This is a genomic window from Ruegeria sp. HKCCD4884, from assembly GCF_013110855.1.
Classification (GTDB): domain Bacteria; phylum Pseudomonadota; class Alphaproteobacteria; order Rhodobacterales; family Rhodobacteraceae; genus Ruegeria.
Genome location: NZ_WVRJ01000013.1, coordinates 93357 through 107541 on the forward strand (window position 1 = coordinate 93357; position 14185 = coordinate 107541).

Annotated in this window: 10 protein-coding genes; 7 read left to right on the plus strand and 3 right to left on the minus strand. The window is 56.5% G+C overall.

Annotated elements, in window-relative coordinates:
* Positions 1–1362: a formimidoylglutamate deiminase gene (locus GS636_RS17770; protein WP_171671240.1), complete on the plus strand. Its 1362-nt coding sequence runs from the start codon at positions 1–3 to the stop codon at positions 1360–1362.
* Positions 1363–1442: 80 nt separating this feature from the next.
* Positions 1443–2144, plus strand: coding sequence for a UTRA domain-containing protein (locus GS636_RS17775; protein WP_171671243.1), 702 nt, complete (start codon positions 1443–1445; stop codon positions 2142–2144).
* On the opposite strand, the gene phnY is transcribed toward GS636_RS17775, so the two are convergent.
* Both phnY and GS636_RS17785 read right to left on the minus strand, forming a co-directional pair.
* Positions 2138–3586 carry a phosphonoacetaldehyde dehydrogenase gene (gene phnY, locus GS636_RS17780; RefSeq protein ID WP_171671245.1) on the minus strand — a complete coding sequence of 483 codons (1449 nt, stop codon included), beginning with the start codon at positions 3584–3586 and terminating at the stop codon, positions 2138–2140. The genes GS636_RS17775 and phnY overlap by 7 nt on opposite strands.
* A gap of 126 nt (positions 3587–3712) precedes the next feature.
* Entirely contained in the window at positions 3713–4687 is a 975-nt protein-coding gene (locus GS636_RS17785; protein WP_171671247.1) for a LysR family transcriptional regulator, read from the minus strand.
* A gap of 362 nt (positions 4688–5049) precedes the next feature.
* Between GS636_RS17785 and GS636_RS17790 the strand changes: the two genes are divergently transcribed.
* From GS636_RS17790 to GS636_RS17800, 3 genes are all read left to right on the plus strand, one after another.
* A complete protein-coding gene (locus GS636_RS17790; protein WP_171671249.1) occupies positions 5050–8250 on the plus strand; it encodes an S-layer family protein in 3201 nt (1066 codons plus the stop codon).
* A gap of 63 nt (positions 8251–8313) precedes the next feature.
* Positions 8314–10074, plus strand: a complete 1761-nt coding sequence (locus tag GS636_RS17795) for a type I secretion system permease/ATPase (RefSeq protein WP_171671251.1) — start codon at positions 8314–8316, stop codon at positions 10072–10074.
* Positions 10071–11441, plus strand: coding sequence for an HlyD family type I secretion periplasmic adaptor subunit (locus GS636_RS17800; RefSeq protein WP_171671254.1), 1371 nt, complete (start codon positions 10071–10073; stop codon positions 11439–11441). The genes GS636_RS17795 and GS636_RS17800 overlap by 4 nt, the downstream gene beginning before the upstream one ends.
* A 93-nt stretch (positions 11442–11534) precedes the next feature.
* Here GS636_RS17800 and GS636_RS17805 read toward each other — a convergent pair whose 3' ends face one another.
* The gene (locus GS636_RS17805) at positions 11535–12167 is read right to left on the minus strand and encodes a TetR/AcrR family transcriptional regulator (RefSeq protein ID WP_171671257.1); all 633 of its coding nucleotides are present in this window, start codon (positions 12165–12167) and stop codon (positions 11535–11537) included.
* Between the two features lie 147 nt (positions 12168–12314).
* Between GS636_RS17805 and GS636_RS17810 the strand changes: the two genes are divergently transcribed.
* Together GS636_RS17810 and fghA are read left to right on the plus strand one after the other, a co-directional pair.
* A complete protein-coding gene (locus GS636_RS17810; RefSeq protein ID WP_171671259.1) occupies positions 12315–13244 on the plus strand; it encodes an AEC family transporter in 930 nt (309 codons plus the stop codon).
* A gap of 105 nt (positions 13245–13349) precedes the next feature.
* Positions 13350–14183 (plus strand): S-formylglutathione hydrolase, encoded by an 834-nt coding sequence (gene fghA / locus GS636_RS17815; RefSeq protein WP_171671261.1) that lies wholly within the window; start codon positions 13350–13352, stop codon positions 14181–14183.
* The last annotated feature ends 2 nt before the right edge of the window (positions 14184–14185 follow it).

Here is a 14185-nt window from a genome sequence, read left to right on the forward strand (position 1 = left end):
ATGGCGATCTTTGCGAAACGCGCTCTGTTGAGTACGGGATGGGCAAATAACCTGCGGGTCGAGATTGAAGGCGGCAGAATCGCAGCCTTGCACGCCGAGACATCGGCCCAGACCGATGATGTGTCTGTAGATACTTTGCTGCCTGCCCTGGCCAACTTGCACAGCCATGCATTTCAACGCGCCATGGCCGGAATGACCGAATACCGCATGGCAGGTCGCGACAGCTTCTGGACATGGCGTGATCTGATGTACCGCTTTACGACGCACCTTACACCAGACCAGATCCAGAAGATCGCCAGCTTGGTGTATATGGAGATGCAAGAGGCCGGATACGCCTCAGTTGGAGAATTCCACTATCTGCATCACCAACCAGATGGCTCGCCCTATGACCGACTGGCCGAGTTGTCTGACCGGATCATGGCAGCCGCTGTCGAGACACGGATAGGACTGACCCATCTTCCTGTGCTGTATTCCTATGCCGGGGTGGGCAAAAAACCTCTGGAGACGGGGCAAGCTCGGTTCGGTAACGATGTTGATCGTTTCTGCATGTTGGTGGATCAGGCCAAGGACGCGCTCGGAAATTTGCCCGAAGACTGCAGGGTCGGCATCGCGCCGCATTCATTGCGCGCGACCTGTTCTGGCGATCTGGCGCGGGTTTTAGCGACGCATGGCGAAGGTCCTGTTCACATCCACATCGCCGAACAACCCAAGGAAGTGTCCGAGGTGATGGCCGGTCTGGGCGCCCGCCCGGTTGAGTGGTTGTTGGACAATGTCCATGTCGATGCCAACTGGTGCCTGATTCACGCCACGCATATGACCGAAGACGAAACACAGGCCATGGCCGCCAGCGGCGCTGTGGCGGGACTGTGCCCTGTGACCGAGGCCAACCTGGGGGACGGCCCATTCAATGGCCCCACATTTTTAAACGCAGGCGGGTCGTTTGGCGTAGGGTCGGATTCAAACGTCCTGATTTCGCTGACCGAGGAACTGAGGACGTTAGAATATTCACAGCGTCTGCGGGATTTGGCGCGCAACGTGATGGTGGTCGGAGAAGGGTCTGTGGGACAGACGCTGTATTGTGGCGCAGCCAAAGGCGGAGCACAGGCTCTGGGCCGCGATGCCGGTGTGATAGCCAAAGGCAAACTGGCCGACCTGATAGCCATCGACTGCCAGAACCCAGCGCTTTGTGCACTGACATCTGAACAATTGTTTGATGGGCTGGTGTTTTCAGCAAAGGACGAGGTTGTCACCGATGTGTGGTCGGCGGGCCGCCATCAGGTGCGAGGGGGTCGCCACGTTGCACGGGATCAGATCGTATCAAATTATCAACGAACCATGGCGGATCTTCTTGCAAAACTGTAACGGGTCGCTCTGCCCTTTACGCAGCACACCAAAAACGCTCATAACAAGTTTATGAATATGCTTAACGGAAAAACCACAGCGTGACCGATCAAAAACATGTCGGCTTTCAGGATATTCGGGATGAGGTCATCAACCGAATTCAAACCCGCGTCTGGCCGCAGGGCAGTCTGTTGCCAACGGAACTGGAACTGGCGGCCGAATTTGGCGTTGCGCGGGCCACGGTTAACCGCGCGCTGCGCGAGTTGGCAGAACAAGGTATCGTGACCCGAAAGCGCAAGGGGGGCACGCGTGTCGTGACCACGCCTGTAAAGCAAGCCAAACTGCCGATCACAGTGGTGCGCCAAACCATCGAAGAGATGAACGCCGAATATCGCTATGCGCTTGTCAGCAGAAGCGTGATTGATTGCCCCGCTTGGCTTCAGGCCAAGTTGAGCATTCCCGAAGGCACCCAAGTCGTGCATCTGCAATGCATGCACCACGCCGACAACCGCCCTTTCCAATTTGAAGAGCGTTGGATCAACATCGAAGCTGTGCCTCAGGTCGTGAACGAAGATTTTCTGACTACCGGCCCAAACGAATGGCTGTTGTCCGAGGTGCCTTTTTCAAACGCCGAGATCGCGTTTTCCGCTGTTCCGGCCACTGCACCCTTGCAGGACTTCCTTTCAGTCCCTCCTGGAACACCCCTGTTTCAGTTGGAACGCACAACTTGGTTCCGCAAAGACCCTGTGACTTTCGTGCGTATGACCTTTCACCAAGGCTACCAAATGCGCACAACCTACTGAGGCCAGGGCAGCGAATAGGTTTTGACGTTGGTGAAAAACTTCATTGCTTCAATTACGCCTTCTTTTACTCCGTTGCCGCTGTCCTTGATCCCTCCGAAGGGTGACATTTCGATCCGATAGCCGGGTTGCTCCCAAATGTTGCAGGTGCCCACATCCAATCCATTGATGTAAGCGATGGCCCGGTTCAAATCGTTGGTGCAGACACCAGAGGACAACCCAAAGGCAGTGCTGTTCGAAATCTGCATCACATCCACGTCGTTATCCGGCACACGAACGATGGGTATGATCGGACCGAACGTCTCTTCCATCACCAACTCGCTGTCATGGGGCACATTGTCGACAACGATTGGCGGCAACAGCGCGCCCTTCCGCGCTGGGTGGTACAGGATGTTGGCCCCCTGCTCTGCCGCTTTTCGCACACGATTCTCAAACAACGCTGCCGCTTCGGCATGGATGACGCAACCCAGCTCGGTCTCGGGGTTCTGAGGATCCCCGAACCGGATAGCCTTGGCCTTTTCCAGCACCAACGGAACAAACCGATCCGCCACGCTGTATTGCACCAGAATGCGTTTTATGGCGGTGCATCGCTGACCTGAATTCCCCGTGGCCCCCGCAACTGCGATCGTTGCTGCGCGTTCCAGATCAGCATCGCCCAGATCATTCAGCACGATCAGCGGATCGTTTCCGCCCAATTCAAGCGCCTGTCGTCTATAACCTGCTTTTGATGCAATGAGCTTCCCAACAGGGACGCCACCTGTGAAGGTGATGACGTCGATATTGTCATTGGTGATCATTTCGTCGCCAATGTCCTGTGGCCAACCTGTCACGATCTGGAACATCTCGGGGGGCAGGCCCGCCTCGTACAGTATGTCGGCCAGCGTTAGTGCTGTCAGTGGCGTCAGTTCAGTCGGCTTGCAAACCATACAGTTATTGGTCGCAATCGAAGGCGCAATCTTGTGGCTAACCATATTCAGAGGATGGTTGAACGGTGTAATCGCGCTGATCGCCTGTACGGGCTCGCGCTTGGTAAAGATCTTCCGAGCCTTCCCGTTATGGGTCAGATCGCAGGAAAATACCTCGCCATCGTCTTTCAGGGCTTCGGCGGCGGCGAACTGAAACACGTCTTGCGCGCGTTTGGTTTCATAGATCGAATGCTGTAGGCAGATACCCAACTCAAGCGTCAACCACTTGGCCAGATAATCGCGCTTCTCTCCGATCAACTCGCCGGCTCGGCGCAGGATTTGGCTTCGCTCATACCGCGTCAGGCTGGCATTGTAACTCGCCGCGATTTCAAACGCGTGCCGCGCATGTTCAGCAATACCGGCGGGGACAGTGCCAATCACGTCATTTGTGTAAGGGTAGTGTACGGGCACGACGTCATCAGTGAACACCACCTGTCCCCCGATACGCATGCCTTCGTGGCGAATTTCCATTTTGCTCATGCCCTGCCCCATCGCTCTGAGAGCCGCAGGCAGATTCCTGCGGATTTCGATACGCCAACCGATAGAGCCGCCCTTTGCCTTGCGTCAACAGATTGTACCGCCTGTCAGGGGCAATTCGCGTATCTGTCAGGCTTTCTCGGGCAGTGGTTTTGCAAGCTTGGTTTTGCCTTTGGACGATGCATCGGGCTTGAAGGTCGGGATCACGCCCACGGGCGGGTTTTCAAGGATATAGGCCCCAATCCGCGCCAGCATGGGTTTTCTTGGGCAATTGGGGCGCGTGGCTGCACCAAGATCTCGTAAATGTCCCGGTGCCTCAAATGGAATGAATTGTAACGGCCAATTATCCCGTTTGAACTGTTCCGCAGCCAGAGCCGAGACAATTGTGCAATCGTCTGAATGGCAAATGTGACGACAGATCGTTTCAAACCGCAACGCTGTCAGATCAAAACGCTTACTGATCCGGGTTGTCCCGTCCTGCTGTGGAAGCCGATCCTCAAGATCGTAGCCAAAACTGTGCGGCAGACGGATAAAATCATGCGGCGGCACCTCTTCAGGAGTAATGGAGGTAAGCGTGGACAGCGGATGCCCTTGGCGCAAAGCCAAGAACAGTGGCTCGGACCAGATTGAAGTGAAGTCTAAATTGGCGCTGTTATTGACCTTGGCCACCAGCGCCATGTCCAGCTCGTGATCCTCAACCATGCGCAGCATATTTTGGGGCAGATCTTCGACCAGAGTGACGCGCATTCTTGGAAACAGGACGCTGAACAGTTCGGAAAAGTATCCCGTCAGATATGGTGCGAGCGTCGGCGTCATGCCGATGGTCAGCGGAACCGCCTCGGGGTCTCGAAATTCGATCGCTGTATCGCGGATTTTCTGGGCGTCCTTCAGAATACGGTCCGCAATCTCAACAATGCGTTCCCCGCACAGCGTTGGGCGCACCTCGTTGTTCAGACGTAGGAACAGTTCAGCACCCAGTTCCTGTTCCAGCTTTTTTATCTGGTTCGACATCGCAGGCTGCGACACGTTGCAGGCAGCAGCGGCCTGACTGAACTGCCCGTGTTTTGCGATAGCAAGGACATATTCCAGATCTCTGAGGTTCAACGGGCATCCAGTTCTGACGTAAAGTGCTCGGATTAATCAGCTATCAAGATACGATCTGGTGGCTGGATTCAGAAGGCCGCTGAGGTCAATCGAGGCCGGATGCCGATCACATCCGCTGACAAATCTGTCAGAATTCGAAATCGAATAGATGACCACCCGATCCCGGATTTACCGCAAGCCCCTTGTTTATAGTGATTCTGCCGACGTCCACCTCACGAAATTCGTGAGTATTCGCGCCGGTTATATACCCGATTTGAACCATGAATTTCAGCCGCCGCGCGGGGCGGCCTAGTCCTTTGTTGCGTCGGTAGCCCGGACAGATGGGCCGCCAGCACAAACGCAACCTAATGACGGAGTGATCCATGCTGTCCCAATTTGCAGAAAGCCTGCGCGCCCGTCTCTTGACCACGTCAACCCTGGCGCAAGAGACATCCCGCGATGGCCAAACCCTCATCAACAACTTCTTTCAATCCACTGTCGTGGACGACACACCCGCTTTTGTTCTGGCAAATGATTTTTCGCGCCTGCTGAACTTTGGCGAGATTGTCACCAATAACGCTGTTGCCGCTGTTCAGGCTCAGGGACAGGACGTCGATGTCTTCAACTTACGCTCGGGCCGGATTGAAACGAACAATGGGCCTGACGCATTGGCCACTGGTGTCCAAGTCACCGGAAGCGCCGCGGTTCGCAATTTCGGCGAGATCGCGGGTGAGTTTAACGGCGTGCAGTTTGCTGGTGCCGAAAGCTCGGGCAGCCTGGACAATTTCCGCGGTGCTGTCATCTCTTCCGACAGCCGAGCGGTTGATATTCAGGGCCAGGGCATAGATGTGCGCAACTTTGGCGACATCGTTGGCACTGGCGACCAGCGCAATGGCACCATCTATACCAACGCAACGGCCGAGGAAGTCTCGATCTCGAACTTCACCGGCGGTACGATTGATGCAGGCGAAGGCAACCAGGGCGCAGGTATTTCCCTGCAGATCGGTGATGAAGCCGGTGACCGCGTGCAAACCGATGTGTTCAACGGCTTTGGCGCAACCATTCAGGGTCGCGGTCAAACGGCTGCCAACACCCCGCTGGCGGGCGACGGCATCCGGATCGACGACGGCGCTGAAGGCACCATCCTGGAAACCGAGATCATTAACAGCGGCCTGATCTCGACCGAAAGCAATCAGGGCACAGCGGCTGGTCTTCGCATCGCAGATGGTGCAAATGCCGAGGGTGAGATCCTGAACACCTCAACCGGTGTGATCGAAGGCCCTCGCAACGGCCTTTACATTGGCAATGGTGAACATGATCTGGACGTACTGAACTTTGGCACCATCCAGTCGGGCAGCCGCGCGGTTAATATCGACGGATCTGGTGTCGATCTGATCAACGGCGGGGATATCCTTGGCACCGGTGACCAGCGCAACGGCACCGTCTACGCAGATGATACTGCACGCGATTTTTCGATTAACAATCTGGCGACAGGCGCGATCGATGCAGGTGAGCACAATAACGGTGCGGGTATCTCTCTGTCGTTGGCTGAAGACGGCAATGGTGACATTGAAATCGAGAACGCAGGCGTCATCGCCGGACGTGGCAACGCGGGTGCCGCGCTGGGCACGGCGGGCGACGGCATTCGTCTGGAAGGTGTGCGTCAGGAGGGTGGCTTTGCGCCTGCCTCGTTTACTGGCACCATCACCAACAGCGGGAGTGTCACGTCCGAAGGTGCAAACGGTACAGTTGGCGCGTTCCGGGCAGTGAACAATGTCAATTTCCAAGGCCGGTTGATCAATGAAGAAACTGGTGTGTTCGAAGGCGGTCAGAACGGCGTCTACTTTGGAACCGGTGACCACTCCGGCGGATCGTTCGTTAACCGCGGTCTCATCACCTCGGACAGCCGCGCGCTGAACATCGATGGCGTTGGGCTTGAGGTGCTCAACGAAGGCCAAATCATTGGCACCGGAAATCAGCGCAATGGCACTGTTTATGCGGATGGCACAGCCGACAACTACGCGTTCACAAACACCGGCTTGGTGGATGCGGGCGAAGGCAACAATGGCTCTGCCGTGTCTTTGCAAACCGGTGACGTGTCGGGCGACGTTGTATCGGCGGTTGTTGTGAACGAAGGTACGCTGCAAGGTCGTGGTGACGCGGCCGAAGGCAATCAGGTTGGCGATGGCCTGCGCCTGTTCACCAGCCAGGATGACGCTTCTTTTGCCGGTATTGTGGTCAACGAAGGTCTGATCGCAGGGTCCGAAGGTTCGGATGCCGCCGCCGGTATCCGCGTGGATGGCGGCCTGAATCTGCTGGGTGCAATCCTGAATGAAGGTGAAATCCGTGGCACGGTTAATGCCATCGATGCGTCTGATGCAGGCACCGTTACAATCGTCAACGACGACGAAGGTGTGATCAACGGCAATGTTCTACTGAGCGACGGTGATGACATCTTTGTGGATCTGGGCACCACCAATGGCGATATCGACGGTGGCGCAGGCGATGATGTTCTGATCGCCGGCGATGCAGACAACGTTCTGACCGGTGGTCTGGGCAATGACTTCATCGACGGTGGAGAAGGCATCGACACCGCAGACTTCTCGGATCTGGATGTCGCAGTCAATGTTCGTCTGGACGCCAATGGCAACGGCACCGCTACCCGCGACACCGGTTTCAACGTGTCAATCACGGATGCGGTAGTCGCGGCGCCGGACCAATTCGGAGCAAACATTCCGGACGGCGCTTGGTTTGTAGAGGAAGCGGTTCAGGGCAACCTGTACTACAACATCCACACGACCGATTTCCCTGCTGGTGAAATCCGCGGACAGTTGCTGGTCGACAGCGATGTAACCGAAAACGGAATTCGCACAGTGTCTCTTAGCGGCGGTCTGGACGCGGCACAGGAGCCTGGGCCAACTTCGGACAGCCTAGCGACCGGCGAGGCAACTGTTGTCATCACTCAGAATCTGGCAACGGGCGAAGTCAGCTATTCCAGCGACCTGAGTGTTGCGGGCCTGAACGAAGCCGACCTGAACACGCCGATCCCCGGTGTCGTTTCCGCCATCCATCTGCACAACGCACCTGCCGGTCAGAATGGCCCGGTCGTGCAGGACACGCTGGTCGATGCAGGTGCCACGCTTGATGTGGATGCGCAGGGTGGGACTGGTGTCATTGGGCAGGACGTCATCGAAAATCAGATCGAAACCGACATCCTGCAGTCCATTGAAAACGTTGTCGGATCCGGTGATGGCGACGTGATCTTCGGCAGCGATCAGACCAATGTGCTGAATGGCGCGGACGGTGATGATCTGCTGAATGGTGAAGGCGGCGACGACGTCCTCATCGGCGGCGCCGGGGCGGATACGTTCCAGTTTGGCGCGAACTTCGGCAACGACACCATTGAGGACTTCGAAGTAGGTCTGGATCAGCTGCAATTTGGTGACTTCGGTCCAGACTTTGGGGCGCAAGTCAACGTGGCTCAGGACGGTGGCGATGCCGTAATCAGCTTCGGAGATGAGGGTTCGGTCCGCCTGGTTGGCATCAATGTCGCCGAACTGAACGACGACGATTTCGTTGCATAAGCAAACAGTTGGCGGGGCGGCTTGTGGTCGCCCCGTTTTTCCAAACCGGAAAGGATCAACACGATGTTGCAGAAAACCAATCCCGTCAAAGCCGCCTGGGGGTCGCTGCGCAAAGGATTTGTCGCAGTTGCCTTTTTTAGTCTGTTTCTGAACCTGCTGATGCTGGCCGGACCGATCTATATGCTGCAGGTCTATGACCGTGTCCTGACCAGCCAGAATGCCGACACGCTGATCGCCCTGTCGCTTCTGCTGGCGGGGGTCTTTGTGGTGATTGCCTGCCTTGATCTGATACGGATGCGCATCCTGTGCCGCTTGGCTGCCCGGTTCGAGATGAAAGTCGGAGCGCCTGTTCTGGGGGCCGCGATGAACCGCCGTGTGCAGGGGGAATCCACCCCCGGCGACAATCTGGTCGAGGACGTAAACGGCTTTCGCGAGTTCATATCAGGCACAACACTGACCGCCTTTTTCGATGCACCGTGGATACCGCTGTATCTGTTGGTCCTGTATGTCTTGCATCCCCTTCTTGGGCTGCTTGGACTGGCCGGAGCTCTGACACTGACCGGAATGGCCCTGATCAACAACGCCCGTGCACACAAGCCGATGCAGCAGGCAGCGCAAGCGCGCGGCCGTGCAGAGGCACTGTTTCGAACCGGAGACAGCAATGCCGAACTGGTCCACGCGCTGGGCATGAAGTCCGATCTGGTTCGGCTCTGGACTGCCCTTCAGGTCGATGCGCATCGTCAGAAGACCCGTGTGGCCGACCGGATCGCCAGTTTCTCGGTCATGTCCAAAACTCTGCGCATGTGGTTGCAATCCGCGGCTCTTGGCCTTGGCGCGGCGCTGGCGATTACTGGTGAAACCACAGCTGGCGTCATGATCGCGGCGACCATTGTTTTGGCCCGCGCTCTTGCCCCAATCGATCAGTTGATTGGGCAATGGCGCACCTTCCTTGCCGCACGCGGCTCGTACGCCAAAATCACAAAACTCACCGAGGATTTCGCGGAAACGCCTGCCAATCTGCATCTGCCTCGTGCGTTCAAATCTCTGGATGTCAGAATTGCGCAAGCGGGTCCGCCACGCGCGGTCAATGCCACTCTGCGCAGAATTGATTTCAGCTTGGCTGCTGGCGATGTGCTGGCAATCATCGGCCCCAGCGGTTCCGGGAAAACAACACTGGGCAAGATGCTGACAGGCATCTGGCACCCGCAACGGGGTGAGGTTCTGCTGGACAGCAGCCCGATGTCGAAATGGAACCATGAGGATCTGGGCAAGCAGATCGGCTATCTGCCGCAGGATGTGGACTTGTTTGACGGCACGATCCGTGAAAACATAGGTCGCTTTGCCGTCGCCATCGATGATGCCGAGGTTCTGCGCGCCGCGCGCGAGGCCGGAGTGCATGAACTGATCAGCAGCCTGCCAGATGGGTATGAAACACGCATCGGTCAGGGATTCTTCCTGTCTGGCGGACAACGACAGCGCCTTGCCCTGGCCCGTGCGCTTTATGGTGATCCGTTTGTGCTAGTGCTGGACGAACCGAACTCAGATTTGGATGCAGATGGCGAAAAGGCTCTGCGTGACGCCATTCTGGCAGCTCAGGCGCGGGGATCAATCAGTATCGTGATGACCCACCGCCCGGCCACATTGCAGGCGGCCAACAAGGTCATGGTTCTTCGCAACGGATCACAAGCCCAGTTTGGCGACAAGGGTGACGTTTTGAAGGTCAAAACTCAAAACGTTCTCAAATCGCCCGCACAACGCGCTGCATCTGGCAAGCCCACCCTGCATCTTTCAGAAGACACGCGCATTACAGGAGCCGCACAATGACCCGTATCGTTCCCTATGCTTCAAACGACACAACACCAGACCTTAACGATGCGCGGGTTGTCGACGTGACCGAAGCGACACCCGACATCCGGCTGTATGTACTATTTGGTTTTTTCACATTGCTCGCGTTTGTCGGTGGCAGCATCTACTGGGCCTTCGCATCCAGACTTGACGGCGCCGTCGTGGCCCCTGCGTCATTTGTCGTCGAAGGGGATCGCAAAACAGTTGAGCATCTCGACGGTGGCATCGTCCGGTCCATTCTGGTCGCCGATGGTGAGGCCGTTGAACAGGGGCAACCTCTGATCCGGCTAGACAGCACCGAGATTGACGTCGACCTCAGCGTGCTGGGCAGCCAGATCGGCGAGCTTTCTGTCCGTCGCGCGCGACTGATTGCGCAGCTACAGGGACAGTCTCAGTTTGACGAAGCCACCGCCTTCCAGAACTTTGAAGAAGATATGAAGCGCCTTCACTGGGCTTCAGCTTTTCTGACACAAAAACAACTGTTTGACGCCGAACATCGCGCCCGCGCGACCGAAGCGGAGATCAACGCACAGCGCATTTCGGCGCTGCGGGATCAGATTGAAGGTCTGAACGAGCAGCGGATCAGTACGCAAAACCAGATGTCCATCACACGTGCAGAGTTGGAAAGCCTGCAGACCCTTCTGGACAAAGGCCTGGTTGCAATCACGCGGGTCAGCGCCCGCCAGATCGAGCTTGAACGGCTTTCAGGTGTCGATGCGTCGCTTCGGACACAGATAGCCCAAGCAGAAAACCAGGTCAGCGAGTTGAAACTGACAATAATCAGTCAGAAAAAGCTGCGCGATGAAGTTCTGGCCGGAGAACTGGCTGTCGTCGATGCCCAGCTTGATCTGCTGCGCCCGCAGTTCTCAGGGACCGTGGAGCGCCGTAAAAGGATCGAAATCCTTGCACCAGTCAGTGGCCGTGTCGTGAACCTTGCCGCTTCGACCACAGGAGGGGTGATCAGACCCGGTGAACACATCATGGAAATCGTGCCCGCAGACCAAGCTTTGATTGTCGAAGCGCGCGTGAAACCCGGCGACATCGACAAGCTGAAGATCGGTCAGGCCACGCGTATCCGTTTGTCTGCCTTCGCCCAAGCCGACGTTCCCGAAGCGCAAGGAGCCATTGTCGATATCTCTGCCGACGCGCTGGAAGACGAACGCACGGGCGAGGCCTACTACAAAGCGCGGGTCAAACTGGATGATCAGCAATCCAAAGAGGTAGCAGCCTTGGATCTGGTGCCCGGCATGCCGGCAGACTTGTTTGTCACCACCGGAGAACGCGCTGTTATTGCCTATCTGGCTCAGCCCATAAGCGAACGCCTCGCACGAGCATTTATCGAGTAAAGGCTTTCAAAAGACTTTTGGAATAAAGCCTATTAGTATCGAGTGCTTTGGTGAGTGAGCGATGGTCTGCGTGCCTGTTCGGGCCGCGGGCCATCACTTTTTCGAATTTTCGCAGCCGTAGCTGGCCAAGAACATATCCACCGCTTGCGTCGCGACCTCATCGATCTCACTCTGGTTAAAGCTGTTTTGAATTCCAAATGCAGCACGCGCCCAGATGCGTACTTTGCACAGTTCGGAAAACTGTTCCGCGGCGATGTTCACATTTTCGATGCACAACTCGCCTTTTGCCACCGCCTTTTCAAGATACGCTGCCATCTGCCTTTGGCCGTTTTGCGGACCTGCCTCATAAAAGGCGCGGCCCAATTCGGGGAACCGGTCCCGTTCGGCTACGCAGATCCGAAATACTTGTTGTGCGAATTCGGATACAAGAAAAGCAGTGAGCTGCGTAGCCGCGATCTGCAGCACCTCGCGCGCAGGTTTGCTCTCATCAATCATTGACAAAATGCGCTCAGACATCAGACGACATTCTGTTTGCGCAACTTCCATGAACAACAGGCGCTTGTCCGGGAAATAGCTGTATAACGTTGCCTTTGACACGCCTGCTGCGCGGGCAATGTCGTCTACGCTTGCACCTTCGAACCCATCTGCCATGAAAACCTCTCGGGCCCCGCGCAAAACCTGATCAAACTTACGGCCTGTGCGCAGAATGGTGGCAGTTTGGGTCATGTCATCTCCGGGATTGGTCTTTGCTGTAGTTTATAAACCGTTCAGTTCAGATACAACGATTTTCGAACTCTATGAAACCGTAACCCAGGGCGCGCGCCGTGATGTCAAAGGCTTGCGGCGCAGACAAACCATGTTAGGAGTCTGTCCATGGTCGAAGTTTTTCTGCGCACCCTTCCCTTTTTTGCGATTATCGGCCTGGGATATTGGGCGGGTCGCACTCGGTTTTTCACCGCCGAGGCTACTGCTTACCTTACCAAATTTGTCTTCTTCTTTGCACTTTCAGCCATGCTGTTTCGCTTTGCAGCCACCTTGCCGTTTGCCGAAATCTTCAATGCGCGTTTGGTGCTTGGATATCTGAGCGGTACAGTTGCTGTTTACGTTTTGGCAACATGCGTTGCCTGGCTGCGAGGGCTGGATGTTCCAACAGCAGCTGTCGAGGCACAATGCGCAGCCATTGGCAACGTAGGCTTTCTGGGACTACCGATGCTGGCGCTCTTGTTCAGCGAAGCTGCCATCGGCCCAGTGATGGTGGTCCTTACCGTGGATCTCGTTGTATTTTCCTCGCTCATTGTAATCCTGATCAACGGAGGCCGCGACGGTAAGCTTACCTTGGGCACGTTCAAGCTGATCGGTCTTGGGCTGGTTAAAAATCCGATGATCGTGTCCATCTCGGTCGGGTTGGTCTGGTCGTCTTTGGAAATCCCGGTGCCCGGACCTTTCTACGACTTTCTGACTATTCTGGGCGGCGCAGCCACCCCCGGCGCTTTGTTCGCCATTGGGGCGTCTCTGGCCGGTAAGTCGGCCGAACGCATCGAAATCGCCGCTTGGTTGAGCTTTTGCAAGCTGGTGATACACCCGGTTTGCGTTGCCGTTGTCCTGTTATGGCTGATGCCGATCGATATCTTTCCAGCCACCGTTGCAATCGCGGCAGCCGCTTTGCCTGTTGCCGGCAATGTTTACATGCTGGCCGCCCATTACGGCGTTGCGCCACAGCGTGTCTCGGCGGCCATTTTGCTCTCGACTGCAACCAGCATCCTAACTGTACCCTTGGTCATCGCTTGGCTGAGTGGTCTCTGACCTTCACCTTTTAGAAAAATACTCTCGCGACCAGCGGTCGCGGACTTTACGCCGCGTCTCTGGATCGTTAGCCATGTCGAGACTCTAATGTAAGGACGATGCCTGATGGAAACCCTCTCGGAAAACGCCTGTTTCGGTGGAGTGCAGGGCGTGTACCGCCATACCTCTTCGGTCTGCCAATGCGACATGACTTTTGGCCTTTTTCTTCCGGCTGAAGCGAAGGATGGGCCGGTTCCCATCCTGTGGTATCTGTCCGGCCTGACCTGCACACATGAAAACGCCATGACCAAAGCGGGTGCACAGGCCTGGGCTGCAGAACAAGGGATCGCCATCGTATTCCCTGATACTTCCCCGCGTGGCGAGGGGGTCGCGGACCATGAAGACTATGATCTGGGACAGGGCGCAGGTTTCTATGTGAACGCGACGCAAGATCCATGGGCCCCACATTTCCAGATGTGGGACTACATCGCAGAAGAACTGCCCGCCTTGCTGGTTGAAAACTTCGCAATCGAAAGCGAACGCCAGGCGATCACCGGGCATTCCATGGGCGGTCACGGAGCCCTGACATTGGCGATGAACCTGCCCGGCCGGTTCCGCTCGGTTTCGGCCTTTGCTCCGATTTCGAACCCTACGGGTGCAGATTGGGGCCGCAAACAGTTGAGCGCTTATCTCGGTGACGACGAGACCCTGTGGGCCAAGCATGATGCGTCGTTGTTGATGAAGGACAAAGGCTTCGACGGTCCGATCCTGATCGACACGGGCGCCAATGACCAGTTCATGGACCTGCTGCGCCCCGAAGCGCTGGCCCAAGCCATCGCCGAACGCCGTCAGCAGGCAACCTATCGCTTCCAGCCCGGCTATGACCATTCGTACTTCTTCGTTTCCACGTTTATGGAAGACCACATCACATTCCATGCTGAAGCGCTGTACGGAGACTGAAG